Genomic DNA, 259 nt, shown 5'->3' with positions numbered 1-259 from the left:
TATATACAGGATTAATTGGCGAAGCAGGGAATGACACCTATATTGTAGATAAAGCATTATTAGGGTCGTTGAGTTATGTTCATATCTTAGATAATACAAATGAACAAAATACACTTTATTTAAAATCAGTTTCAGCTGATGAAATTATTTTAAAACAGACTAGTGCGGATAGAGTTATTACATTTAATGATTCAACTGCTACCATTCATTTTGGTGAGGGGCAATTATCCTCAATTGTATTTGATGATGGAACAGTTTG

The 259-nt window shown here is 31.3% G+C and carries 1 pseudogene; it reads left to right on the top strand.

The window, feature by feature from the left end:
* Positions 1-259, top strand: a pseudogene (locus G9371_RS19045) (type I secretion protein); the annotation flags it as partial.

The sequence above is a fragment of the Acinetobacter sp. EKM10A genome, assembly GCF_011075215.1.
GTDB lineage: Bacteria > Pseudomonadota > Gammaproteobacteria > Pseudomonadales > Moraxellaceae > Acinetobacter > Acinetobacter baumannii.
This window is presented reverse-complemented; position numbering and strand designations above follow the sequence as displayed.